Below are 21,396 nucleotides of genomic sequence, written 5' to 3' on the forward strand. Positions count from 1 at the left end.
TGTTCTTCGGTAAAGCGCTTCTTCATGTCCAATCTCCTTGTCGTCGTGGATTGGACTCTAAAGTCACGCGCTACTCAATTCGGGGGGGACGTCGATTCCTTTCCCGTTCATCTTGGAGCAAGGCATGAAAGCATTCCGGAAATCCGTGTTGGCGCTTGCCGCCGTTCTTCTCACAGCGGGTGCTGGCGCGGCGAATGCCGGCGTCAGCATCACCGAAGTGGCGCCGTGGAGCAGCGGCAATTCAGCTGTCGGCGCTGACTGGTTCGAACTGACCAATACCGGCGCGACGGCGCTCAGCATCAGTGGCTGGAAAGTTGATGACAATTCCAATTCGTTTTCCAGCGCTGCGGCGCTCAGCGGCATCAGCAGTATTGCTGCTGGTCAGTCGGTGATCTTCATCGAAAGCAGTTCCAGCGCCAAGGCAAGCACTTTCATTTCCAACCGGTTTGGCGGCAAAGCGCCGTCCGGACTACTCATCGGTTTCTACAGTGGTAGCGGCGTCGGCCTGAGCGCCGACGGCGACGCGCTCAACATCTACAACGCCAGCGGCGTATTGCAGGCGAACGTCAGTTTCGGCGTCTCGGACAGCAGCGCTCCCTTCCAGACCTTTGACAACGCTGCCGGGCTGAATGGAACGAAGATCTCGACGCTGAGCAGCGCCGGCGTCAATGGCGCGTTCACCATCGCCAGCGGCAAGGAGATTGGCTCGCCGGGAAGTATCGCTGCGGTTCCCGAGCCCGAGTCCTACGCCATGCTGCTCGCCGGCCTTGGCCTGATCGGCGCCATCGCGCGTCGCCGTACGCGTCGCCTTTGAGCGGGAAGCGATCATGAAACTCAAAGCTCTGTTTCTCGCGCTTGCCGCCACCGGTTGCGTTGCCGCGCATGCGGCCGACTCGATAAACCTGGGCAATTACCGGGTCAGCGGCACCTATTCGCTCGATATCCTCAACGGTACCAGCGGCGGCATTTCGGGGCTGGAAGGCTCGGCGATCACCTACGCCCGCGATCGCGGAACGCTGTTCTACGTTGGCGACGAAGGTACCGGCGTCATCGAGATTTCGCGCACTGGCCAGACGCTCGGCAGCATGAACTTCGACTGGAGCGGAACCGGCAGTTCCAAGCACGACACTGAAGGTCTGACCTATCAGGGCAATGGCGTGCTGGTGGTCAGCGAGGAACGCCTGCAGGATGCGTACCGCTTTACCTACCAGGCTGGCGGCAGCGCGAAGCTGGCGAGCAGCTCGGTCTCGATCAGCAACGAGACCGTCGGCAATAGCGGTATGGAAGGCATCAGCTACGATCCGCGCAACGGCAGTTTCGTGACGATCAAGCAGGAGAGTCCGCAGAACGTTCTTTCCGGTACGCTCAGTTTCGCCGCCGGCAGCGCCGGCAAGGCGACGATGACATCCTTGTTCGACCCTGCGCTGCTCGGGCTGGCGACGCTGTCGGATGTGCAGACGCTCTCGCCGGTTGATGCACTGGCCGGAACCGCGGCGGCCGACAATCTGCTGCTGCTGAGCCTCGGTTCAAGAATGCTGGTCGAGGTGAACCGCTCGGGCCAGATCCTCTCCAGTTTCGACCTGACCAACGTCATGCCGCACAACGGCATCGAGGGCGTCACCATCGACGAGAAGGGAACGATCTATCTGGTCGCCGAGCAGGTGCAGGATGGCGCAAGCGGACTCGCCGCCGGTTCGCAGCTGATCGTCCTTTCGGCGCCGGTTCCCGAACCGGAAAGCTACGCCATGCTGCTGGCCGGTCTCGGGATGCTCGGTTTTGTCGCCCGGCGCAGAAGGCAGCAAGCGCCAGCCTGATCGAGGCCAAATGCGCGAAAAACGGGAGCTGCGGCTCCCGTTTTTCTTTCCGGAGCCGCCCGTGCACTTCTGGAAAGTGGCCATTGCCAGCCATCCGGTTCATTGAACTGTTGCCGTCCGTTCCCGAGTCCGGGCACGAATGCGCGCCGGTCGCTCGCGGAATCCCTGTGCCGCAAAGCGCTCCCTGTTACTGAATTGTTTTACCGATATACCTCGATTCGTCAGTACGTTAGTCCCAATTAGCCAATGACTTGTAGCCCCGCTTGTCATAGGCTGCGTAGCGTACAAGTGAAATCCCGTACCCCTGTATTGCTCACACTTCAGGAGAGCGTCATGAAATTCAGGACTTCGAAGATTTTCGGGTTGGTCGCCGGTCTGGGCGTGCTGGCACTCAGCAGCAGCGCGATGGCCGCCGAGTTCCGTCTCAATTCGCAGACTTACAGCGGCTCGTACGCCAATACCCAGACCGTCGTCACGGATGCACAGGGCCACGAGTTGCTCAACTCCAGCGGAACGCAGTGGTTTGACAGCGCTTCCGCGTACGAGCAGTCGACCGCTGCGGCCAGCTTCAGCGGCGACTTCCGGCAGTATGGCGATCCTGTGGGCACGACGTCGGCCAACTGGAGCGGCTATGCGCAAACGACCTACGGCGGCAACCATGTTGCCGCGTCGATCAGCGGCGCCGCTTCGACGGTCAGCAATGTTTATAGCGGAGTCGATCCGAGCAGTGGAACGACGTTGAGCGTCAGCGCGACGCCTTATCGCTATGTTCAGGCGTACTCGTCGTGGGAGGAGCTGTTCCTGATTACTTCCAAATACGGCACCGGACAGACGGGCAGTCTGACGTTTCACGTGCGCTATGACGGCACTCTGAGCGGCGACACGGCGAGCAGCTATTACAACCTCAGCTATTTCAACGGCTCAAGCGTCGTCAGCAAGGGTGAGTACGGGGACGTTGGCGCGTTCAATAACGATCTCGTCGGTACCTTTACCTTCAAGTATGGCGATCCTCTCTACCTGCAGTCCGAGTTGTCGGCCTATCTGTCGGACGTGGGGGGGGTTGATGTCAGGCACTCGGCTGTGATTACCGGTATTGATCTGCCCGAGGGGTCGGCGATCCGTTTCCTTTCGGGCGCCTCGGCCAACACGTACGGCACCCTTGTCGGCGGCCTGTACGGCGAATACGGCTCCGGCGGCACCTTGCCTTCGGTTCCCGAGCCGGGTAGCTACGCCATGTTGCTGGCCGGTCTGGGGATGCTGGGGTTTGTCGCGCGGCGCAGGAAGCAGCAAGCGTCAGTCGCCTGATCAAGTCCGATTGCGCAAAAACGGGAGCTGCGGCTCCCGTTTTTTATTGCCGGCAACGGCTACTCGCCGGCAAATTCGGCTATTGTTTTGTCGTCTTCCCGTCCTTGCCACCTTGGTCCCCGACTTGTTTCTCCTGATTCCGGGCGTTTCCGATGATCATTTTTGACTTGGTCTGTGCCGAAGAGCACCGTTTCGAAGGCTGGTTCCATTCGGCCGATGATTTCACGCGGCAGCTTTCGCGCGGGCTGGTGCTTTGTCCGCATTGCGACTCGGCGAGCGTGCGACGCTTGCCGTCGGCCTTGCATCTGGGGAAGGTGGAGCAGTGCGATGCTGCGAAGTCGGTGCCGGTGTCGGCGTCAGCACCGGTTGCTCCGGGCAATGCGCCGAAGGTGCCCGGAACGGCCGGGATGCGCCAGGTGTTCGAAGCTTTGCTCGCTGGCTGCGAGGATGTCGGCACTCAGTTCACCGAAGAGGTACGGCGCATTCATTACGCCGAAGCGCCGATCCGGCCGATTCGCGGTGAAGCTTCGCAGGACGACTACGAGTCGTTGCGTGACGAGGGCATTGATGTCTGCCGGCTGCCCTTGCTGCCGAAGAAGACGCTCAGCTGATTGTGGTGGCTGTGCCCCGCTAACGAACGGCCAGCGCTCGCAGCTTCTTTCGGCCGGTGCCGCCGGCCATTCGTGCCGCTGGCGGGACTGAACGGTTCCACTCGCTGTCATGTGCCGGCAGCACTGCTGCAACGCTTCGTTCATCTCTGTTTGTTAAGCTTTTTTCGCCGATCCAACGGGGCTTTCGGGAGAGCGAAAATGGCCAAGCGATTCTTTGACCTGCAGGAAATCATCGACCGCTTCTTCGACGACGGCTGGCTGATTTTCTGGTCTCTGGACTGACTCGGCAGGCTGTCCAGCCGCAGGCGTCAGTTCGTGCGGCGTCGTGTCGTCAGGCCAGCACCGCCTGCCTCGCGTGGCCGGCCCGTTGAATGCCGCACTGCGACGCAATAGCAGTTCCGCGTGCGATCCATTCTCAGCTTATGATCTTTCCGTATAAAAAATGAAATATCACGGAAGTAATATGCTGCAGAGAAAGCACTTTCTCTCGGCTCCATTTCCTTCGCTACTGGCCCGGCTGTCTACATGTCTTCACTGCAGCATCATTCGGCGCAGGCGTCCGGAGCGAGCACGCATGGTTTGTCGGGCAGCCTGTCCGGCGAACTCGCGGCAATGCTCGAGGCGGCCTGGATTCCTAGCCCACCCGAGGTGTTGCTGCGCGTCATTTCGCTGAGCGAATCGGACGCGGCGGCGCTCGCCGAGCTGGCGACGGTCATCAGCCGCGATCCGGGGCTGTCTGCCCGCATCCTTTCGCTGGCCAATTCACCGGCCTTGCGCCGGGGGCGGGAGTTGCGCCGCATCGACGACTGCATCGCCGTCCTCGGCACCCGTTTCGTGCGTACCATCGCCGCCTGCTTTGCCGTACAGGCGGTTTTTGATGACGCGGCGCGTCAGGTCGAGTGCGACCTGTCAGGCTTCTGGCTGCATTCGCTCGAAGTTGCCGAACTGGCGCGCGCCATTGCGCTTGCCAGTGCGCCGGGCGGAGCGGAAGAAGCCTATCTTGCCGGCTTGTTGCACGATACCGGCGAGCTTCTGTTGCTGACCGGGGCGCCCAATTACAGCGGCCTGCTGCAGACCGCCGGCGACGAAGCCACACTCTGTGCGCTCGAGTTGCAGGTGTTCGAGACGCACCACGGCGTTGTCGGCAGCTGGCTGATCGATCAATGGGGAATCGACTCGTTTCTCGCCGACGCGGTCCTCTTTCATCACCAGCCGCGGGCACAGATCGCCTTTGGCGACGAGCTGACACGTGTCCTGTGGGTGGCGCATGCGGTGAGCACGGTGAGCGAGCATCTGCCGGACGATGTTGCCGAACTGGTTGATCTCGACGCCGACAGTCTTGCCTCGCTGCGTGCCGAAGCGCGCCAGCGCGCGGCGAGCATCGCGCTGGCGATGGGAATTACCGCCGATGTCAGCGCCGAACCGCTACCCGTTCCCCGGAATCTGGCGGCGCTGCCAGCGGCAACGCCGCTCGGCGAGGCGGCGCAGAGCATGGCCTATGCCCAGCCGGTGCAGGAAAGCCTGTTTGCGGTGAGCGGTGACGATGAACTCCTGCTCACCGTGCGCGAATCGGCGCGAATCCTCTTTGGCCTTGCGCGCACCGGACTCCTGCTGTGCGACCACGAGCGCGGCGTGCTCAGCGGTGAGCGTATCGGCAACCAGTCGGCGTTGCTGCGCCGGCTCGAGATTCCTCTGGCGGCGGTGCCGTCGCTGACGGTGCGCGCAGTGCTCGAAGGCAAGCCGCTGTGCAGTCTCGAAGACGGATGTGGCACGCTCGGCGTCGGCGACATCCAGATCCTGCGTGCGCTTGGTGGCGAGGCCCTGCTCTGTGTTCCGCTGTGCGTGCGCCAGCAGTGCAGCGGCGTCATGCTCTTCGGCCTGAATGCTCCGCAGTGGTTGCGGCTTTCCCGGCGACTGCATGGACTGAGCCATTTCTCGCGCGTCGTCGCCGCTGGCATCGAGGCGGCGCGCGAGGCCAAGGCGCGCGAACAGGCGACCGAAGCGGCCGTCGCCAGCCGTTATCGGCTGCGCGCACGGCAAGTGGCGCACGAAGCCGGCAATCCGCTGACCATCATCCGCAACTATCTGAAGCTGCTCGAACGCAGGCTCGCCAGCGAAGAACAGGTGCCGCGCGAACTGTCCTTCCTCGACGAGGAAATCGCGCGCGTCGGCAGCATCCTGCAGGACATCGGCGATGTCGGCAGTGCTTCCACCGAGGTGCCGTACTGTGATGTCGCCGAGCTGATCGGCGAGCTGCTTGCCGGTTATGGCGAAACGTTGTTTGCTGCCAACGGGATCGAACTCAGCCTCGATCTGCCGCCGACGGGCGCCAGAGTCGCCGCTGCCCGCGATCCGCTGATCCAGGTCCTGCTCAATCTCTGGAAGAACGCCGCCGAGGCCATGCCGGGCGGTGGCAGCTACCGTATCGAGGTGGTCGCCGGCGTTCGCGAGGGGCGTCAGACTCTGGTCGAACTGCGCTTGCAGGACAGCGGACCGGGACTGCCGGCGGAGATATGGGCGCGCATCGCCGACGGGCAGGGTGCCGCTTCGGCCGATGGCCCCCGCGGTCTCGGGCTGGGAATCGTCCTTGAACGCGTCACCGCCATGTCCGGGCGAATCATCTGTGCAACACCACCGGGGCGAGGCAGCTTGTTCGCCATCTACCTGCCGGCTGCGGAGGTTTGAGAATGGGTAACCTGCCGCGTTCGCGAGGCGATTTCGCGCAAGAGAAAGATTCGGTGCAGCGCATCCTGATGGTCGACGACGAGCCGCGTCTGCGCCAGAGTTACCGCGCGCTGCTGGGCGATCTGTGCAGCGATGTGGTCGAATGCGCCGACGGGCGTTCAGCAATTCTCGCTCTCGAAAACAATCATTTCGATGTCGTCCTGCTCGACCTGAAGCTGCCCGACATGTCCGGACTGGACGTCCTGAAATGGGCCAACCAGGCCCGGCAGTCGGTAGTGGTCGTCGTCGTCAGCGCCGATACGCACATCGATTCGGCGATCGGCGCGCTGCGCGGCGGCGCCTGCGAGTTCGTGCGCAAGCCCTGCGATCCCGAGCAGTTCCTGCGCGCGGTCAACAATGCGCTGCATCGCAGCCGGCTCGAACGCCGCTACGCGCGGATGCGCGCACGCCTGAAGCAATCGGAGCGGCTGCACCGCTTTCTCGTCGAACAGTCGCCGGATCTGATCTACACGCTCGACGAGGAAGGGCGCTTCGTCTTCATCAACGCGCGCCTCGAAGCGCTGCTCGGTTTCACGCGTGACGAGCTGGTCGGCCAGCCCTATACGCTGCTGGTGCATGAGGATGACCGCGAGCGCGCGCGCTACGCCTTTGCCGAGCGACGCACGGGTTACCGCGCTTCGGAGAACATCGAGATCCGCCTGCGCTGCAAGAACGACGGCTTTCGCCACTTCGACAACCGTTTCGTCGTCGCCATGCTCAGCGCTTCCGGCATCTACGACAAGCTTGAGGCCGCCAGCGAGCAGCGCTTCGTCGGTACCTATGGCGTCGCTCGCGACATCACCGAACGCAAGCGCGCCGAGGAAAAGATCAGCTTCCAGGCCTTCCATGACCTGCTCACGCAATTGCCCAACCGCGTGCTCTTCCGCGACCGCCTCGATCTCGCCGTAACGCAGGCGCAGCGGCGCAACGGTCTGGTCGGCGTGATGTTCCTCGACCTTGACCGCTTCAAGCTGGTCAACGACACCTACGGCCACGCCGAGGGCGACCGCCTGCTGAAGAATTTCGCGCTGCGACTGAAAGCCTGCCTGCGCGCCGGCGATACGCTGTCACGACTCGGTGGCGACGAATTCACCATCCTCTTGCCCGATCTGGCGCACGCCTACGACGCGGCGGGTGTTGCCGAGAAGATCATCGAGGCACTGCAGGAGCCGTTCAAGCTTGGCGGCCAGGATTTTCGCGCGACGGTCAGCATCGGCATCGCGGTTTACCCGCGCGATGGCGACTCGGTCGAAATGCTGATCAGCAATGCCGATCTGGCGATGTACGAAGTGAAGAACCGCGGCAAGAACGGTTTCAGCTATTACTCAGCCGAGATGAGCGAGGACCACCGCGAGCGTCTGAGTCTCGAAATCGATCTGCGCCGGGCCATCGAAAACCGCGAGTTCGTCCTGCATTACCAGCCGCAGATCTGCCTGCAGAGCCAGCGCGTGGTCGGCATGGAGGGCTTGGTGCGCTGGCAGCATCCGGAACTGGGTCTGCTTTCGCCGGCACGTTTCATCGAGCTGGCCGAAGAGGTCGGCCTGATTCATCACATCAGCGACTGGGTGCTCGAGGAGGGCTGCCGTCAGCTGGCGCTGTGGCATGCCGCCGGTCACAAGGAGCTGCGCCTGGCGCTCAATCTTTCGGCGCGCGATTTCGAGCGCAAGGATCTGGTCGAGCGCATCGCCGGCGCACCCGCCGCCTTCGGCATTCCCGCGTCTTGCGTCGAGGTGGAAATCACCGAAACGCTGCTGCTCGACGATGTCGAAGGCGTCATCGAGACCGTGCATCGTCTGCGCAAGACCGGTGTTCGCGTTTCCATCGACGATTTCGGCATGCGTTATTCCTCGCTCAACTACCTGCGCCGTTTCCCGGTCAGCAGCGTCAAGATCGACCAGTCTTTCGTCCGCGACCTCGGTCGCGACCAGGGCGCCGAATCGATCATCGAAGCCATCGTCGGCATCGCCCGCGGTTTTGGCCTGCACCTGATCGCCGAGGGCGTCGAAACCGGCGATCAGGAACGCATGTTGCGCGAACTCGGTTGCGTCGAAATGCAGGGTTACCGCTTTGGCAGGCCGGCACCCGCCGACGAAGCGCTTGCCGCGGCCTTGCAGGCTGTCTGAAAATCGGCTGGCCGGGCGTCGTCGTGCGCCCTTTCGTTGCGGACTTTCCCTGATGCCTGAAATACCACTGCCGCCGTCGCTGCACGATCAGCTGCGGCTGCGCCAGCCGGTACTGCGCCTGACGCCCTTGCTGATCGGCATCAATGTGCTGGTCTTCCTGGCCATGCTCGCCAACGGCGCCGGTGTCTGGCATTCACCCAATGGCGTTCAGCTGTCCTGGGGGGCGAACTTCGGCCCGGCGACGCAGGACGGCCAATGGTGGCGGCTGGCCAGCGCCATGTTCCTGCATTTTGGCGTGTTGCACCTGCTGCTCAACATGTGGGCACTGTGGGACAGCGGTCAGTTCGTCGAGCGTTTTTACGGGTATGCGCGCTTTGCGACGATCTATTTCATCAGCGGCGTCAGCGGTAACCTGCTGTCGCTGGTCGCCCATCAGGGCCAGGCGGTATCGGGCGGTGCCTCGGGCGCCATCTTCGGCGTTTACGGCGCCTTGCTCGTCTGCCTGTGGCACGAACGGCAGTTCCTTCAGCCCAGCGAGTTTCGCTGGCTGTTCTGGGGCGCTGCCGGTTTTGCCGCGCTGACCATCGTCTTCGGGCTGCTCGTTGAAGGTATCGACAATGCTGCACACATCGGCGGTTTCATTGCCGGCGTGCTCAGCGGGACGATTCTGCTGCGGACGCTGCGTGCGGATCTGCGTCCGATCGGACAGGCACGTGGCGTCGCCGCGCTGGCACTTGCCGGCACGATCGCGGTGCTCGTCAGCCTGATCCCGCCACCCGCCTACCGCTGGTACGACGAATTGCGGGCGCGCCAGGAGATCAGCGAATTCCTCAAGGACGACGCGGCGATCGGCGAATCCTGGCGGAGCATCGTCAAGGAGAGCAAACGTGGCGACAGCTCCTTCGACGAGCTTGCGGGTCGCATCGACGCGGCGATCGGCGACCGCTACGCGGCGAGCTTCGAGCAGCTGTCGCAGGCACCGGACGATCCGGCACTGCCGTCGGCAGCGACCCTGGCCGCGTTGCGTCAGTACGCGCAAACGCGTCGCGATGCGTCGCGCTCGCTGGCCGAGAGCCTGCGCCGACGCGACGCGAGCGGCATGGCAGCGCGTCCGCTCCCCGATGCGAATGGCCCGGGACAGGGCTTCAGCGGGCCGGGCAAGGGTGTAGCGGCGCCGTCCGGACACTGAGGTTCAAGTACGCCGGCCTTCAACTCGTCCGCAGCAAAACGGCGAGGAAATGGCAGCTGCTGCCACCGAGCACGAACAGGTGCCAGACGAAATGGCCGAACCTGACATGGGTGTCGGTCAGATAGAAAGCCACGCCCGCTGAATAGGCGATGGCGCCGGCAAGCAGCCAGGCGACGCTTGCCGCCGAGGCCTCGGGCAGCAGCGGCAGCGCAGCGACGACGACCAGCCAGCCGAGCAGCAGATAGCAGCCACTCGAGATCAGCGGATGCGACAGGCGGGCGAATGCCTTGAGAAGCAGCCCGAGCGTGGCGCAGCCCCAGACCAGGGCGAACACTGCCCAGTCGGTCGACTCGTCGATGGCGGAAAGCGCAAACGGCGTATAGCTGCCGGCGATGAAGAGAAAGATCGCTGCCTGGTCGAGCTTCTCGAACAGCCGCTTTTTCCGTCCAGGCGGGAACACGTGGTAGAGCGCCGAGCTGAGGTAGACCAGGATCAGCGTCGCCGCGAAGACACTGACGCCGACGATGCTGCCGGCGTCGCCGTGTCGCGCCACACCGACGATCAGCAGCGGGGTGAACAGCAGCGCGGCGAGCAGGCCGAGGCCGTGGCTGAGGCTGTTGGCGAGTTCTTCCGCCGGTGACTGCAGGCGATCCTGCATTTTCAGGCTCCTCTGCCGTATCGGCGAAAGCGGCTGCCGCTGCAGTTGCGGCAGCTCGGGGAATCCGCCGCGCTGACAAGAGACCGCAACATTCCGCTCGTATAGTGCGCGGCATCAATACGAGTATAGAAAAGAGTGATGCCATGACAGCAGAAGAACGCCGCCGGCTACCCCGTTTCCCTTTCCACTCGAAGGGTGAGTTGAGTCTCGGCCTGATGGCCTATCGTGGCGCACTGCTCGATATTTCGCTGTTCGGCGCGCTGTTCGAAGCGGGACTGTTCCACTTCAACATCGCTCCGGGTGACGCCTGCCGGCTGAAAATCCTGACGCTTGGCGACGAATCGATGCTTGCCGTCGACGGCGAAGTCGCGCATGTCAGGAAGAACCTGATCGGCGTCAGGTTCCACCCGCTGGACGAAGGCGGCCGCCGCAAGCTGGCGCATATCGGCACGCTCAATCTCGCGCCACAGAAGGTTTTCGACCGGAAACTGCCGTTTCTGCTGCAGGCCTGGATGGCCTGAGCGGCGAGACGGATCAGCCGGCGGGTGAATGCAGAGCGGCGTAGTTCGGGTTCTGCCGAGCAGTCCGCAAGGATCATTGCAGCGACAGGCTTTGCCCGGTCTGGTGGCGCTTCGGCAGGCCGCGCCGGATCAAGACGCCGTTATGCCGGCGCCAGAGCCTGATCAGGCCGTCGACGCCGATTTCCGAAGTGATCCGTGCTTCCAGATGGCAGTGCAGGATGAGCAGCGCGCGCAACAGGCTTGCCGTCCGTCGATCGCTGCGGCAAGCGCTGAAATCGCCGGCGAGCAGCCGATCCATATTCTCGTCGCGGCTGACATCGACAGCGCAAACGATCGACAGGCGACCAATTTGCATACGCAGCGCCAGCAGATCCTCGCTGACATGCAGATCGTCGTGCGACATCGGTGCTCCTCCCGGCAGTTCACTCTTGGCGCTCGCCTCCATCATGCCGTCGCTACATTGCAGGCGATGGTGCACGTCGGCAGCGATCTGTAGTCCGTTCGCGCGATATCAGCCGGGAGATAGTCCGAATGGATCAGTCATGCACGATCACGAAATCATAACAATCGCATGCCAGCATGCGGCAATCGGAAATCCCTCCGCCATGGAAGCATCAGCCGAGCCCAATGTCCTTGAACCCGCCGTCCATCGTCGACGAATCCGAATGCCAGTTGCGCGTCATGGCCGCCGCTTCTGGCATCCGCCGTCATGTCGATCTGCTGCAGTGGTTGCAGGGTGATCTGCAGAACTTCGTTCCGCACGACATCATGGTCGCCGCCTGGGGGGACTTTCAGCGTGGCCTGACGCATTTCGACATCGCCTCGCCGATCTCCGAGGTACGCACCGCTCAGGCACATGCTGAAACACTGTCGCCACTGTTGCAGAGACTGTTCGCGCACTGGTCCGAGTCGGGCAAGTTGCCCTGCATCCTCGAGCTCGGCGCCAGCGCTTTTGTGGCTGACGCTGCCACGGTCAATTGCGCCGTCGGCGGCGCGCTGAAAAGGATGCGCTCATCGCTGGTGCACGGCATCAAGGACGAACGCGGGCGGCACGACTGCCTCTACGTGATGTTCAGCGCCACGACCACGCATCAGGATTCGCACCGCAAGGCGATGAGCCTGTTCCTGCCGAGCATCGACGCCGCGCTGCGCCAGGTTTCGCACTTGCCGCACCAGCAGGATCGGCGCTGCTGGCCGGCGGTGATCGGTGCGCGCGAGGGGTCCATCAACCCGATCGGCACACTGGCTACGGTGATCGATAACGCGGCCAACGAGGACGACAAGCTTCTCAGTCCGCGCGAGCAGGAAATCATGGAATGGGTGCGCAAGGGCAAGACCAACTACGAAGTCGGCCTGATCCTCGACATCAGCGCTTTCACGGTCAAGAATCACCTGCAGCGCATCTACAAGAAACTCGGTGTCTTCAATCGCACACAGGCTTCAACCTTCGCCGGAAAACAAGCGGGAAATGCCCGGAAGTAAGGCTGCCAGTGGCAAGTGCGACAAGCGCACGGGGCATCCGTGGGGCGCAGGGCAGGGCTTTCCGGCGGGCAACAGTGCGCCGGCGACGGGCGAGGGCGCTGCTGCACAGCGCTGCATGACGAGGGGCCGTGGCGCGCTGCTCGCGCTCGCCCTGCTGGCGCAGGCCTCGGCTGCCGTCGCTTATCTTGATCACGCAGGTGCCGGCGTGCTGCGTTACGCCGAGACGCGTTTCGGTCCGCCGGCACCGCCGCGCATCCTGCGCTGGCAGCAGCAGCATCCGCCGGCCGGCAGCCTCCAGGCGCTGCTGGAGGCGGTGAATGCGCAGGCCAATTCGGTTCCCGCGGTGGCCGACGCCGAGCACTGGCAACAGGCCGAGTACTGGGCGACGCCGGTGGAGTTCGTCGGCAGCAACGGCGGCGATTGCGAGGACTACGCCATCGCCAAGTATCTCGAGCTGCGCGCGGCCGGCGTGCCGGTCGAGCGGCTGCGCCTGACTTACGTGCGGGCGCTTTCCGGCCAGCGCATCGAAAACCACATGGTACTGGCCTACTATGCGTCGCCGGCGGCCGAGCCGTTGATTCTCGACAACCTCAATCCGCGTGTGCTGCCGGTGTCGCAACGCGCCGATCTGGTGCCGGTGTTCAGCTTCAACGACGAAGATTCCGGGCGCGCCGGCGTGCCGATGGTCCGGCGCTGGCGCGATCTGCAACAGCGCCTGCTGGCCGAGCGCGAGTTATGAGCGCGACGCGCGTTCGCTGGAGCATTCGATGACACTGCGCCGGCAGCTCGTTCTCATGGGCGCATTGGTCTTCGCCCTGGCCTTGCTCGGCATTGCCGTCGGCCAATGGCAGGCGGGCCGGCAGTTCGTGCGCGAGCAGATGGCGGCACATGTGCAGGAGACGGCGACCTCGCTGGCACTGGCGCTGACCTCGGCAATGCGCGATGGCGATGCCGTGCTGGTGCGCACCCAGCTGCTGCCGATCTTTGACCGCGGCTACTACCGCCGGATCGCTGTCCGCGATCTCGCCGGACGCGTCGTCGCTGCCGAGGATCTGGCGCCTGTCGAATCGGGCGTTCCCGACTGGTTTTCGGCGCTGGTGCAGTTCGAGGCACCGCACGCCGAAGCGCTGGTCAATTCGGGCTGGCAGCAGTCCGGGCGCGTCGAGGTCGACGGCGACGCCGATTTTGCCTTGCGCCAGTTGTGGCGAGGCACCGTGCACGCGCTTGCCTGGTTGTTCGCCGTCTATGCGCTGGCGCTCGCGCTGATGTTGCTCTGGCTGCGCCGTCTGCTGGCGCCGATGGGTGCGGTCGAGCGCATCGCCAGTGCTGCCGCCGGGAGGCGCATCGCGCCGATTGACCTGCAGACGAAGGTGCGCGAACTGGCGAACTTCATCGCCGGCTTCAACCGCATCGCCGGCATGTTCAACGCTCGTCTGGCCGAGGAGGAGGCGCGCGCCGAGCGCTTTCGCGCGGCGACGCTGAACGATGCGCTGACCGGCCTGCTCAACCGGCATGGCCTCGAGGCCGTCTTTGCCGGGGCGGCGGCCCCGCGCTGGCTGGGCTTGATCGAGGCGGAAGGTGTCGATGTGCTGAACCGCAGCGCCGGCTATGCGGCCGGCGACGAGTTCGTCAGGGCCATCGGCGAGCGCGTTCGTCGTAGCTTTCCGCAGGCGCGGCTGGCGCGCCTGCACGCGGCGAGCTTTGCCATCGCGCTCGGCGAAGCCTTGCCCGGCGCCGACGCAGATGCCACGAACGGTGGCCCGACGGCGAGCTTTGACGAGGACACCCTGCAGCAGCGCAGTCAGGAGCTGCTCGTCGCCGTGGCCGACATCGCGGCGCTCTTTCCCGGCCTGGCCGTTCGCTGCGGCGCGGCCTGGGTTGCCGGCACTGCCTCGGCGTCGCTGTCGACCCTGCTCGGCGATGCCGATCTGGCCCTGGCCGAGGCGCGCAACGCCGGTGCTGGCCGCGTGCTCATCCGCCGCGAGACTTCATCAGGCGGACTTGGCGCACAGGCGACGCTGCGCCGTGTCGAAGCAGCGATCACCGCTCGTGATTTCGTGCTTTCCTGTCAGCCGGTCTATTCGCTTGGCGGCGAGCAGCTCTTGCAGACCGAGGTTTTCCTGCGCTTGCGCACGCCGGACGGCGAGTTGTGGCCGGCGCGAAACTTCCTGCCGCTGCTGCAGCGCGACGCCGATGGCAGTGTGTTCGACCGCGCCATGCTCGACTGCCTGCGCCGGGCAGTGGACGCCGGGCAACTGCCGCCAGGGCCGCTGGCAGCCAATCTGTCGGCGGCGAGCTTTGCCGACGGCACGCTGCCGGACTGGCTCGCGGCGACGCTGAGCGACTGGCCGCGCGCATTTCCGCTGGTTTTCGAGCTGCGCGAGGCCGATCTGACGGCTTCGCTCGCTGCGGCAGAGCGCTTTGCCGGCGCGTTGCGCAATTACGCTGTCGGCATTGCCATCGACCACTTCGGCACGCAGGCCGGCGGCATCGCCGCGTTGCGCCGGCTGCTGCCGCAGTACGTCAAGCTTGATGCCGGTCTGTCGCGCGGGCTCGACGCCGTTGAGCGCCGTTTCCTCGTCGAGTCGCTGGTGCGCGCGGCGCACAGTCTCGAAGTTCCGGTCTGGGCGCAGGTCTTTGAAAGCCCGGGCGCGCTCGATCTGCTCGCCGGCATGGGTATCGTCGGCGCTCAGGGCTACACGATGGCGGGAGAGAGAACGCTTGCCGGCTGATTCGTCGGCAAGCGAGGGCAGTGCAGTGGCTTTGGCGAGAAAGGTTTGCGAGTGCCGCGCTGAAATTCATCAGGGCGGCCGCACAGAAGCAGCTCTGCGCGGCCGCCTGACGCTCAGCTGCGGCGACGGCGTGCCAATGCCAGCAGTCCGAGACCGGCGAGGAACATGGCGTAGCTCTCGGGTTCGGGAACCGGCGTGATGCTCACGTTGTTCAGACCGATCATCTGATCCGGCGAGATGTTGACGGCATTGTCGTCAACCCAGCGCAGGCGCAGCGTCTGCCCGGCAGCCCACAGCGAGCTGAAGCTGACGCGCGCATTGCTGATCGAGGTGACGCCGTAATCGAGCGGGCCGGTGCTGCCATTCGCGTTGACACTGCCCGTCGCGACCAGCGGATGGATGCCGTCGGCGGTACTGACCGGGTTGAGCGCAGCGACGTTGTTCCAGCTGCCGCCATTGAGGCTGTAGAAGAGCTGGTAGCCGGGCAGTTCTTCGCCAAGCGGCATGCTGCTGTCGATGCCTGACTGCTTGTTGCCGTTGTAGAACTTGACGATGTCGTAGCTGATGGCAATGCCCGACAGTGCCGTGTTGGTGTTGTTGGTCAGCAGCAACTGCAGGGCGTTGCCGTCGATGCCGGTCGGCGAGGTGGCGAGGACGCGGTCGCTGGCGCTGGTCGAATGCGCGATGTTGTAGGCGTTGGCGTTCTTCGTCGAAGTGGTGATCGCGGTATCGAGAAGGGCTGCTTGCGCCGTGCTGCCGACCAGCGTCATCGCCGCGACCGAATGGCTGCCGCCGTTGGCGGTGATCGCAGATTCCCAGGCAGAGTGTGAATCACCGACTTTCCATACTGACCAGTCGGTCGGCAGCGCCTTCGTCGTGGACATCGAGTCGAAGCTCTGGCTGTAGCCGCTGGCGCCAAGACTGGCCGCCTGGGCGCTGCCCAGTGCGCCGAGCAGCGCAGCGAGGGTGAGAAGCTTGAGTTGCGTGTGCATGTGCGTTTCCCCGGATATTTCTTGCCGATGTAGGAGCTACCGGCGCGAATGCCGCGCCGGCAGCCTGAGCGCCGCCTAGAGCGAACGACGCCGACGCGCCAGCGCCAGCAGGCCGAGACCGGCGAGGAACAGCGCGTAGGTTTCGGGTTCCGGGACGGCAGCAACGTTGATGTTGTCAAACTGGGTGTAGTAAGCGTCATTGCTCCAGGTGACCGACGACAGCTGGGTGAACTCGCTGCCGAAGCTGAAGGTTTGCACGCCGCTGGCGGCGACGCTGAAGCTCTGCGTAACCCGCGAGGAATCGCTCTTCAGGCCGGTGAAGGTGACCGTGGTCGCTTCTTCTCCGAGGCCGGGAAACATCGCCGCCAGATCGATCGACTTCAGCGCGAACAGCCCGCCGCCGATCTGGCTCAGGCGGGTGAGGCCGCTGTCGCTGTCGTTGATCAGCGAGGTAGAGCCGGTAAAGAATGGCGATGCGCTTCCCCAGACGCTGAAACCGAAGTTGGTGGCGAGAGTGCTGACGGAAAATCCATCCTCGATATGGCTGTAGCCAGCGTCGAGGTAGGCGATTTCCTGGTCATGAGCCAGCGATTCGAAGTCGATGACGGTATTCGCGGTGGCCGGCTGTACCGCATAGGCTTGCGCCGAAAATGCCAGCGCGAGGACGAGAAGTGTCTTTTTCATGATCGTGTTTCCCTTAGATCGAGCGGGCGACGAACTCGCCGTCGCGGTTGAGAACGGCCCAGACGGTACGCGTGCTCGGGTCGACGCCGTAGGTGCCGAGCGCGTAACCGGATTTCCAGCGACCGAGAACGAACTTCTTGCTGCCGCCTTCGTTGAGGTCGACGGCATTGACCCAGTTGCCCTTGGCATCCCTGGCGGCGAGGCAGAAGCCCGTGCCGAGCTGCGTCGGGCGAACCAGCGTCGCGTCGTAGGAGAGCGAGAGGACGTAGGTGTCGGTGACGTAGTCGGCGTCGCTGTTCGGCAGCTGACCCGAGAGGTTGGCGTTCCACAGGTCGAGGTTGTTGTCGAGGCCCCACAGCTTGAGCACGGCGCTGGCGGCACCCGCAGGCATCGCACGCCAGCCGGTCTTCACCGTCTTCACCTCTTCGCGGCCGTTGTAGTCGGAGTCGCTGGCCGTATCGACGTTGATGCCGTCGAGGATGCGCACGGTCGTACCCTGGAAGGCGTCCTGCACGCTGCTGTACGACTCGTTGTTGGCGACGGTGAAAGACTTGCCGTTGAGGCTGTAGCCGAAGCGTTCGCGGCGATAGAAGGTGTAGCTCGTCGGCGGCAGGCTCAGATCCAGATCGCCGAAATCGCCACCATGGCTTGACGAGTAATAGTCGACCGTGAGACAGGGGCCGTCGACGGTGAAGATGTAATAGCCGATGGTGAACAGCTCCTGGGCGATGACCTTTTCCTTGCCCGTGGTGTCGTTCGGCGTCGATTTCGGAATGTAGAACTTGTAGCTGTTCGAGGCGCAGATGATCTGCTCGACCTTGGCGCTGCTGTCGGGGCTGCTGATGATCGAGCGGTGGTGCATGTGGTCGTGGCCACCGAGGCAGAAGCCGACCTTGTTCGCCTGCATGCTGGCGATGAAGCTGTTACGCGCAGTGGAGTTGCCGGTGGCGTTGGAACCGAACAGGCAGTCGGCGTGGTTCTGACCGATCAGGTTCTTGTGCGAGAGGACGAAGGCGTGCGCGTCGGCCGGACGGCTGGCAAGCGTCGAGTCGATCCAGGAGAGCTGGTCGACGATGGCGTCGTTGACCGAGCTGCCGGTGCCGTCGCGGCGGACGAACTGGTCGAGCAGGACGAGACGGACATTGCCGACATCGATCGCGTAGGAGAGGCCGAGCAGCCCCGCCTTGTCGCTGGCGATGACATTGCTGGCACCGCCGAGGTTGCTGCCACCCCCGGTCGTTTGCGGGAACAGCACCGGAATTTCGCCGGCCGCCGTTTTGGACGCCTCATGGTTACCACGCAAGGGGAAGAAGCCGATGCCGGCATCGTAGAGCGACTGCGCGGCCCAGGCGCGGTAGGGCAGGGTGCGCGCGGTCTTGCCGGCGTTACCGAAGGGATCGCTGGTGAAGGACGACGGGCAGGTCCACGATTCCGAGTCGACCAGATCGCCGACCTGGACGACGAACTTGACGTCGTGGTCAATGAACTGCTGGTTCAGCGTCTGGATGATGTTGATGGCGCAGGTCGCCGGGTTGTTCGGGTCGGTTTTGTTGCTCCACTGCGTGTCGGCCATGATGCCGAATTTCCACGGTGCGCCGCTGCCGGCATCGGCAGCGATGGCGTCCTGGATCAGCGCCGAGAGCGTGGTGCCCGACAGCATCAGGCCGCCGAAACCGAGCGAGCCTGATTTCAAAAAGTCACGTCTATCCATTGGTATCTCCCTGAGGTATTGCCTGATGAAGTTCCGGCTTGCCTTCCCCGACGCAAGCGGGGAAGGCAGATTCACTTTCCCTCGGGCAAAAAATCCGCCGCTGGCGACCGGAAAAGGGAACGGGCATGACTTTAGAAATAGGTGGTGACAAACATGGCTTCGCCCGGCACGCCGCTCTTGATCCTTTCGGCTTGCTCGCGATAGCTCCAATGGATCAATGAGAGAAGAGGTTCTGTAACAAGCGGGAAGGATGGGCAATCGCGCTTCTTGCGTAACAAGAGCTTCATCAGCGACTGGCAATCTCGCAGGAATTCTGCCGGTACCGACTGTGGTTTCCGGCACAGTTCATTGCGGATCTGGTGAGGCAGGCGACATGTCTTCGGTGCTTGAAACAGAACAACAGCGGCCATCCCGTCCGGAGGCGGTCATCCTCTGCGGCGTGCAGGGAGCCGGGAAAAGGAGCTTTTGCCGTGAGTATTACTGGGACAGCCACATCCGTATCAACTACGACATGTTGCGCACGCGTCATCGCGAAGGGCTGCTTCTGAGCGCCTGCCTTGATGCCCGGCAGGCGCTGGTGGTCGATGCCACCAACCCGACAGCGGCGGACCGGGCACGCTATATCGAGCCTTGCCGACGCGCCGGATTCCGCGTCGTCGGCGTCGAGTTCCGCATTGATACCGAGCTTGCGCGCCTGCGCAATGCGGCGCGTAGTGGCAGGGCGCGCGTGCCCGACAAGGCGATCTTCGCGACGGCAGGGAAACTTGAGCCGCTCGCTTTCAGCGAGGGCTTCGACGAAATCTGGTGGGTGCTGTCGGGAGTCGATGGATTCCGGGTTTTCGCCGCCCGGCCGCACTCAGGCGAGCCGCAGACAGGCCCGGAAATGGGCGAGGCCTGCGCTGGAGTCACCCCCAGGGTCAGCCGGCGTGCCGGGAAGCTGTCCGGTTCAGCAGAGCGCCAGTGAGTCTTCTGCGCCTTGTCCTGCTGGCGGCTTCACTCTGCAGCTGCCTGCTGCCGGCGCCGGCGTCGGCATCGCCGCAGCTGCTCCTGCCGCACAGCGGACTGTCGCCCGATGAGCTGATGCTGATCGTCAATGAGGACGATTCCCTGTCGCGACAGGTGGCCGCGTATTACCAGAAGGCGCGCAATATCCCTGAGCGGAACGTCGTTCGTCTGCATTTCGCGCCGGGTCGGAGTGCGCTATCCCCGGACGAATTCATGCGCCTGCGCCGCGAGATCGAAGCGGCGACGCCGCCACATATCCAGGCCTATGCGGTGGCGTGGACACAGCCCTATCAGGTGGGCTGCATGTCGCTGACGGCGGCGCTGGCCTTCGGCTTCGATGAGCGCTTCTGTTCGCGGCAGTGCGGCAAAACCGCGGCGAGCCCGTATTTCAATTCGCCAACGCTCTATCCGGCAACAGAGCTGCACATGCGCCCGGCGATGCTGCTGGCCGGTCAGGACTTTGCGCAGGTCAAGGCGCTGATCGACCGCGGCGTCGCCGCCGATGGCAGTTTTCCGACCGGAACGGCGTATCTGCTGAGTACGGCCGACAGCGCGCGCAACGTGCGTGCGGCGGGCTTCGCGCGTACCGCGCAGGCCTTGGCCGGGGTCTTTCCGGTCGAGGTGCTGCACGCCAACGCACTGGCGGAGCGAAACGACGTGCTGTTCTACTTCACCGGCGTGGCACAGGTGCCGCAGCTCGACACGCTGCAGTTCCAGCCCGGGGCGCTGGCGGATCATCTCACCTCGTTTGGCGGCCGCCTGAGCGACTCGAGCCAGATGAGCAGCCTGCGCTGGCTCGAAGCCGGGGCAACGGCCAGCTACGGCACGGTGAGCGAACCGTGCAACCACCTCGAGAAGTTCCCGCTGCCAGCGCTGGCGATGCTGTTTTACGCCGGCGGCAGCACGGCGATCGAGGCCTACTGGAAAAGCGTCGCATGGCCGGGCGAGGGCGTCTTCATCGGCGAACCGCTGGCGCGTCCGTTTGCGCCGTCCTGGCGCGAAACTGCGCCGGGTGAATACGAAGTACGCCTGTACTCGGCGACGGCCGGGAGGGTGCGGCTGGCATTCGCGGCCTCACCGATGGGGCCGTTCAAGCCCCTGCCACTTACGCTGGCGCTGCAGCGCGGGGCGAATCGCCTGGTTTTTTCCTTGCCGCGCGAGGCCTCGGGTTACGTAAAAATGCTCTGGCCATAGACTGATGGGTAGTCTGCCGCTGTCTGTTCTAGCCCGATCGGGCCATTGCCGAAGCGGCGGGAAGCGGCAATAGTGCGGGCGAGTCTGGTAATGGACGTTCTGTCCACATGAGGGTGATGACGATGCGTAACTATATGATTGGTTTGATGTCCGCTGCTTTTCTCGCGACCGCCGGTTCGGCCGCGGCAGCGACCTATGAGGTCGGCGATCTGACGGCCCTGACGGCGGGTGAAGACGGTGGCTGGGTCGGCAGCATCGCTTTTGCGACCGGTTCGTTCAACGATGTCTTCAACTTTTCACTGAGCAGCCAAAGCGATTTCGGCGCTTTCATTTCGCGGCTGGCGACGAAGCCCAATCAGCTGTTGAGCAGTTTTGCGGGGGTTCTGAGTGGTCCTGCCGGTTTCAGCCAGAGCTTCAATTTCGCCCAGTTTGGCAGCACCGTGCAGAGTCTGGACTACACCGGCTTGCTCGGTGCCGGCAATTATTCTCTTTCGGTCAGCGGCGTTGCCGGTCGCGGCGGTTTTTATGCTGCGCAACTGCAGGCCGCCCCGGTTCCCGAGCTTGACTCCTACCTGCTGCTGCTCGGCGGTCTGGGCATGCTTGGCGTCGCCCCGCGCCGGCGCAGGCTCGGGCAGCCGTCCTGATCCTTGT

General features: G+C 63.9%; 20 protein-coding genes. 15 read left to right on the plus strand and 5 right to left on the minus strand.

Annotation, left to right across the window (positions count from 1 at the left end; all coding sequences use genetic code 11):
* Positions 1–124: 124 nt before the first annotated feature.
* From GGD90_RS18150 to GGD90_RS17320, 8 genes are all read left to right on the plus strand, one after another.
* Complete coding sequence (locus GGD90_RS18150; protein WP_153118040.1) at positions 125–814, plus strand: lamin tail domain-containing protein; 690 nt, start codon at positions 125–127, stop codon at positions 812–814.
* A 13-nt stretch (positions 815–827) separates the two neighbouring features.
* Positions 828–1,814: an SdiA-regulated domain-containing protein gene (locus tag GGD90_RS17290; protein ID WP_153118038.1), complete on the plus strand. Its 987-nt coding sequence runs from the start codon at positions 828–830 to the stop codon at positions 1,812–1,814.
* A gap of 333 nt (positions 1,815–2,147) precedes the next feature.
* Positions 2,148–3,119: a PEP-CTERM sorting domain-containing protein gene (locus GGD90_RS17295; RefSeq protein WP_184415282.1), complete on the plus strand. Its 972-nt coding sequence runs from the start codon at positions 2,148–2,150 to the stop codon at positions 3,117–3,119.
* A gap of 152 nt (positions 3,120–3,271) precedes the next feature.
* The gene (locus GGD90_RS17300) at positions 3,272–3,730 is read left to right on the plus strand and encodes a DUF1178 family protein (RefSeq protein ID WP_153118034.1); all 459 of its coding nucleotides are present in this window, start codon (positions 3,272–3,274) and stop codon (positions 3,728–3,730) included.
* Positions 3,731–3,802: 72 nt separating this feature from the next.
* Entirely contained in the window at positions 3,803–4,012 is a 210-nt protein-coding gene (locus GGD90_RS17305; RefSeq protein WP_153118032.1) for a hypothetical protein, read from the plus strand.
* Between the two features lie 243 nt (positions 4,013–4,255).
* Positions 4,256–6,415, plus strand: a complete 2,160-nt coding sequence (locus tag GGD90_RS17310) for an HDOD domain-containing protein (RefSeq protein ID WP_153118030.1) — start codon at positions 4,256–4,258, stop codon at positions 6,413–6,415.
* A gap of 2 nt (positions 6,416–6,417) precedes the next feature.
* A complete protein-coding gene (locus tag GGD90_RS17315) occupies positions 6,418–8,577 on the plus strand; it encodes an EAL domain-containing protein (RefSeq protein ID WP_153118028.1) in 2,160 nt (719 codons plus the stop codon).
* Between the two features lie 52 nt (positions 8,578–8,629).
* Positions 8,630–9,766, plus strand: a complete 1,137-nt coding sequence (locus GGD90_RS17320) for a rhomboid family intramembrane serine protease (protein WP_153118026.1) — start codon at positions 8,630–8,632, stop codon at positions 9,764–9,766.
* 19 nt (positions 9,767–9,785) lie between these two features.
* On the opposite strand, the gene trhA is transcribed toward GGD90_RS17320, so the two are convergent.
* Positions 9,786–10,424: a PAQR family membrane homeostasis protein TrhA gene (gene trhA / locus GGD90_RS17325; protein ID WP_221227822.1), complete on the minus strand. Its 639-nt coding sequence runs from the start codon at positions 10,422–10,424 to the stop codon at positions 9,786–9,788.
* 143 nt (positions 10,425–10,567) lie between these two features.
* On the opposite strand from trhA, the gene GGD90_RS17330 reads away from it, so the two are divergent.
* Positions 10,568–10,945: a PilZ domain-containing protein gene (locus tag GGD90_RS17330; RefSeq protein WP_153118022.1), complete on the plus strand. Its 378-nt coding sequence runs from the start codon at positions 10,568–10,570 to the stop codon at positions 10,943–10,945.
* Positions 10,946–11,018: 73 nt separating this feature from the next.
* On the opposite strand, the gene GGD90_RS17335 is transcribed toward GGD90_RS17330, so the two are convergent.
* Positions 11,019–11,348, minus strand: a complete 330-nt coding sequence (locus tag GGD90_RS17335; RefSeq protein WP_153118020.1) for a hypothetical protein — start codon at positions 11,346–11,348, stop codon at positions 11,019–11,021.
* Positions 11,349–11,572: 224 nt separating this feature from the next.
* On the opposite strand from GGD90_RS17335, the gene epsA reads away from it, so the two are divergent.
* From epsA to GGD90_RS17350, 3 genes are read left to right on the plus strand one after another with little or no spacing between them, the layout of a single operon-like run.
* On the plus strand, positions 11,573–12,427 hold the full coding sequence (epsA, locus tag GGD90_RS17340) for an XrtB/PEP-CTERM-associated transcriptional regulator EpsA (RefSeq protein WP_153118018.1): 855 nt from the start codon (positions 11,573–11,575) through the stop codon (positions 12,425–12,427).
* Complete coding sequence (locus GGD90_RS17345; RefSeq protein WP_221227823.1) at positions 12,414–13,166, plus strand: transglutaminase-like cysteine peptidase; 753 nt, start codon at positions 12,414–12,416, stop codon at positions 13,164–13,166. Before epsA ends, GGD90_RS17345 begins: the two co-directional genes overlap by 14 nt.
* 28 nt (positions 13,167–13,194) lie before the next feature.
* On the plus strand, positions 13,195–15,159 hold the full coding sequence (locus GGD90_RS17350; RefSeq protein WP_153118016.1) for an EAL domain-containing protein: 1,965 nt from the start codon (positions 13,195–13,197) through the stop codon (positions 15,157–15,159).
* A 113-nt stretch (positions 15,160–15,272) separates the two neighbouring features.
* On the opposite strand, the gene GGD90_RS17885 is transcribed toward GGD90_RS17350, so the two are convergent.
* From GGD90_RS17885 to GGD90_RS17365, 3 genes are all read right to left on the minus strand, one after another.
* Positions 15,273–16,151: a PEP-CTERM sorting domain-containing protein gene (locus GGD90_RS17885; RefSeq protein ID WP_221227824.1), complete on the minus strand. Its 879-nt coding sequence runs from the start codon at positions 16,149–16,151 to the stop codon at positions 15,273–15,275.
* A gap of 75 nt (positions 16,152–16,226) precedes the next feature.
* Positions 16,227–16,835 carry a PEP-CTERM sorting domain-containing protein gene (locus GGD90_RS17890; RefSeq protein WP_221227825.1) on the minus strand — a complete coding sequence of 203 codons (609 nt, stop codon included), beginning with the start codon at positions 16,833–16,835 and terminating at the stop codon, positions 16,227–16,229.
* A gap of 13 nt (positions 16,836–16,848) precedes the next feature.
* The gene (locus tag GGD90_RS17365; RefSeq protein WP_221227826.1) at positions 16,849–18,546 is read right to left on the minus strand and encodes a metallophosphoesterase family protein; all 1,698 of its coding nucleotides are present in this window, start codon (positions 18,544–18,546) and stop codon (positions 16,849–16,851) included.
* A 373-nt stretch (positions 18,547–18,919) separates the two neighbouring features.
* Here GGD90_RS17365 and GGD90_RS17370 point away from each other — a divergent pair, with 373 nt between their 5' ends.
* The 3 genes from GGD90_RS17370 (at position 18,920) to GGD90_RS17380 (ending at position 21,389) form a co-directional block, all read left to right on the plus strand.
* Positions 18,920–19,510, plus strand: coding sequence for an AAA family ATPase (locus GGD90_RS17370; protein ID WP_153118015.1), 591 nt, complete (start codon positions 18,920–18,922; stop codon positions 19,508–19,510).
* Entirely contained in the window at positions 19,507–20,745 is a 1,239-nt protein-coding gene (locus GGD90_RS17375; RefSeq protein WP_221227827.1) for a TIGR03790 family protein, read from the plus strand. Before GGD90_RS17370 ends, GGD90_RS17375 begins: the two co-directional genes overlap by 4 nt.
* 107 nt (positions 20,746–20,852) lie before the next feature.
* Positions 20,853–21,389 (plus strand): FxDxF family PEP-CTERM protein, encoded by a 537-nt coding sequence (locus tag GGD90_RS17380; RefSeq protein ID WP_153118013.1) that lies wholly within the window; start codon positions 20,853–20,855, stop codon positions 21,387–21,389.
* Positions 21,390–21,396 lie beyond the last annotated feature (7 nt).

It is taken from the genome of Rhodocyclus tenuis (genome assembly GCF_014197755.1).
Lineage (GTDB): Bacteria > Pseudomonadota > Gammaproteobacteria > Burkholderiales > Rhodocyclaceae > Rhodocyclus > Rhodocyclus tenuis.